The 3,441-nt window shown below is 75.0% G+C and carries 3 protein-coding genes; all 3 read left to right on the top strand.

Annotation, left to right across the window (positions count from 1 at the left end; translation table 11 throughout):
• Positions 1–106 precede the first annotated feature (106 nt).
• From AC1DUQ_RS19500 to hemL, 3 genes are read left to right on the top strand one after another with little or no spacing between them, the layout of a single operon-like run.
• Positions 107–934 carry a uroporphyrinogen-III synthase gene (locus tag AC1DUQ_RS19500; RefSeq protein WP_477059375.1) on the top strand — a complete coding sequence of 276 codons (828 nt, stop codon included), beginning with the start codon at positions 107–109 and terminating at the stop codon, positions 932–934.
• Positions 934–1,923, top strand: coding sequence for a porphobilinogen synthase (gene hemB / locus AC1DUQ_RS19495; protein ID WP_477059376.1), 990 nt, complete (start codon positions 934–936; stop codon positions 1,921–1,923). The genes AC1DUQ_RS19500 and hemB overlap by 1 nt, the downstream gene beginning before the upstream one ends.
• Positions 1,920–3,260 carry a glutamate-1-semialdehyde 2,1-aminomutase gene (gene hemL / locus AC1DUQ_RS19490; RefSeq protein ID WP_477059377.1) on the top strand — a complete coding sequence of 447 codons (1,341 nt, stop codon included), beginning with the start codon at positions 1,920–1,922 and terminating at the stop codon, positions 3,258–3,260. The genes hemB and hemL overlap by 4 nt, the downstream gene beginning before the upstream one ends.
• The last annotated feature ends 181 nt before the right edge of the window (positions 3,261–3,441 follow it).

The following is a 3,441-nucleotide window of genomic DNA, read 5'->3' as shown; positions in this document are numbered from 1 at the left end:
CGTTGGGTGCGGACAGCCTGGAGGACGCCCGCCGCCTGGGCGTGGAGCTGGCCGAGACGCTCCTCGCCGCCGGTGCCGCCGATCTCGCCGTGCTGGGCGCCGTCCGATGACCGCGACGCCCGTCCTGCCCCTGTCCGGCTGGCGCGTGCTGGTGCCCCGGCCCTCCGCCGGCCGCAGCCCCGCCGAGGTCGCGCTCGCCGCCGCCGGTGCCGAGGCGGTCGTCGTGCCCCTCATCGAGACCGTGCCGCCCGAGGACCCCACCGAGCTGGACGACGCCCTGCTGGCCCTGGAGTCTGGCTGGTTCGCGTGGCTCGTGCTCACCAGCGCGGCCGCGGTCCCGGTGCTCGTGGACCGCGCGCAAGAGAGCGCCGGCAGCCTGACGCAGCTGCTCGCCGACGGCCGGGTGCGCGTCGCCGCCATCGGACCCGGCACCGCTCGCGCGCTGCGTGAGGCGGGCGTCGAGCCGGACCTGGTCCCCCGCGGCCAGTCCTCCTCCCGCGCGCTGGTCGAGGCGTGGCCGGAGCCCGCCGAGCCCGCCCGCGTGCTGTTCCCGCGCGGCGACCTGGCGGCGGCGACAGTCACGGACGGGCTGCGGCAACGGGGGTGGGAGGTCACCGACGTCGTCGCCTACCGGACCGTGTCCGCGGCGCCGCCCCCCGACGACGTCCGCGAGGCCTGGACCGACGGCACCATCCGCGCCGCCCTGCTCACCTCGGCGAGCACCGTCCGCGAGCTCGCCGCGCGCCTGGGCGCACCCCCCACGACCACCCTGATGATCGGCATCGGCCCGTCGACCGCCGCGGAGGCCGCCCGCCTGGGCCTGCCGCTGGCCGGCATCGCCACCGAGCAGACGATGCTCGGCATGGTCGACGCCCTGACTCGCGCGGTCACCACCGTGCTGCCCGGTCCGATCCCCAGCCCCGAGGAGCTGTGATGACGAACGCCCGCAGGATCCGGCCCCGACGTCTGCGCGCCACCCCGGCCCTGCGCCGCCTGACCGCCGAGACACGCCTCGACGCTGCGCAGCTGGTGCTCCCGGTGTTCGTCAAGGAAGGGCTGACCGAGCCGCGCGAGATCAGCTCCATGCCGGGCGTCTACCAGCACACCCGCGACTCCCTGCGGAAGGCGGTCGCCGAGGCGGCCGGTGCCGGGCTCGGCGGCGTGATGCTCTTCGCCGTCCCGACCGTCCGGGACGCGATCGGGTCGCAGGCCACGGACCCCGACGGCATCCTCAACCTCGCCATCGCGGACACGGTCGCCGAGGTGGGCGACGCGCTCGTCGTCCAGGCGGACCTGTGCCTCGACGAGTTCACCGACCACGGGCACTGCGGGGTCCTGACCCCGGGCGGGGCCGTGGACAACGACGCGACCCTCGTCCGGTACGCGGAGATGGCGCTCGCGCAGGCGGAGGCGGGCGCCCACCTGGTCGGGCTCAGCGGCATGATGGACGGCCAGGTCGGGTACGTGCGCGACGCCCTCGACGCCGCGGGTCGCGACGACGTCGCCGTGCTGGCCTACGCCGCCAAGTACGCGTCGGCGTTCTACGGCCCGTTCCGCGACGCGGTCGAGTCGCAGCTCGAGGGCGACCGCCGGACGTACCAGATGGACCCGGCGAACCGTCGGGAGGCCGTCCGTGAGGTGGCCCTCGACATCGCGGAGGGCGCCGACATCGTCATGGTCAAGCCGGCGCTGGCGTACCTCGACATCCTCGCCGACGTGGCCGCGATGTCGTCAGTTCCGGTCGCGGCCTACCAGGTGTCCGGCGAATACGCCATGATCGAGGCCGCCGCCGCGCGAGGGTGGATCGAGCGCAGACGGGCGATCCTGGAGTCCGTGCTCAGCATCCGTCGTGCCGGTGCCGATCACGTGCTTACCTACAGCGCGACAGAGCTGGCCGGTTGGCTGGCAGAGGAGAACCGATGAGCGTCACCACCAACGCGACGACGAGCGAGACGGCGTTCGCGCGCGCGCAGGCCGTCATCCCGGGCGGCGTCAACTCGCCGGTGCGGGCGTACGGCAACGTCGGCGGCACCCCCCGGTTCCTCGCGTCCGCGCAGGGTCCGTACGTCACGGACGTCGACGGCAACGAGTACGTCGACCTCGTCGGCTCCTGGGGCCCCGCCCTCCTCGGCCACGCGCACCCCGAGGTGGTGGAGGCCGTCCGCGACGCCGCCGGACGTGGCCTGAGCTTCGGCGCCCCGACGCTCACCGAGGTGGACCTGGTCGACGAGATCCGCTCGCGGGTCCCCCCGGCCGAGAAGGTGCGCCTGGTGTCCACCGGCACCGAGGCCACCATGACCGCCCTGCGTCTCGCCCGTGCGTTCACCGGGCGGGACCTCATCGTGAAGTTCGCCGGCTGCTACCACGGCCACGTCGACGCGCTCCTGGCCTCGGCCGGCTCCGGCGTCGCGACCCTCGGCCTGCCCGACTCGGCCGGCGTCTCCGCCGCGGTCGCCGGCGAGACGATCGTCGTCCCCTACAACGACGTCGAGGCGATCGAGGCCGTGTTCGCGGAGCACGGGGACCGCATCGCCGCCGTGATCACCGAGGCCGCGCCCGCCAACATGGGTGTCGTCCCGCCGCTGCCCGGCTTCAACGCCTCGCTGCGCCGCCTCACGCTCGAGCACGGCTCCCTGCTGATCCAGGACGAGGTCCTCACGGGCTTCCGGGTCGGGTACTCCGGGTGGTGGGGGCTCGAGGGGCTGCGCGAGGGCTGGGCCGCGGACCTGCACACGTTCGGCAAGGTCATCGGCGGCGGCCTGCCGGTCGCCGCGGTCGGTGGGCGTCGGGACGTCATGGCGCTCCTGGCGCCGGTCGGGCCGGTGTACCAGGCGGGCACGCTGTCGGGGAACCCCGTGGCGACCGCCGCGGGCCTGGCGACGCTGCGGCTGGCCGACCTGGACGTGTACGCCCGCGTCGACGCCGTCTCCGCGCAGCTGCGCACCGAGCTGGGTGCGGCCCTCTCCTCCGAGGGCCTCCCGCACGCGATCCAGTGGGCCGGGAACCTGTTCAGCACGTTCTTCGGTGCCGACGCCGCCGCGCACGGAGCCCGGAACTACGACGCGGTGCTGGCCACCGAGTCGTGGCGGTACGCGCCGTTCTTCCACTCGCTGCTGGAGTCCGGGGTGTACGCGCCGCCGTCGCCGTTCGAGGCCTGGTTCGTCTCGGCAGCGCACGACGACGCCGCGGTGGACCGGATCGTCTCGGCCCTCCCGGCCGCCGTCCGCGCGGCCGCGCAGGCCACGGCACCGACCGACTGAGCAGGGTGGCGACCTCGGTCGGCGCCCCCGCGCTCCGGCGCGACCGTCGCTGGCTCCACCTGCTCTGGGCGGTCCCGGCCGCGGTCGCCGCGTCGTTGGTGCCGCTCTTCCTCGCGACGATCTCCCTGTGCGGGATCAGCGGGTGCACGGGCGGGGGGTTCGGGGTCACCGACTCCGGGCG

The organism is Cellulomonas sp. P4_B5_2 (genome assembly GCF_056402235.1).
This window is presented reverse-complemented; position numbering and strand designations above follow the sequence as displayed.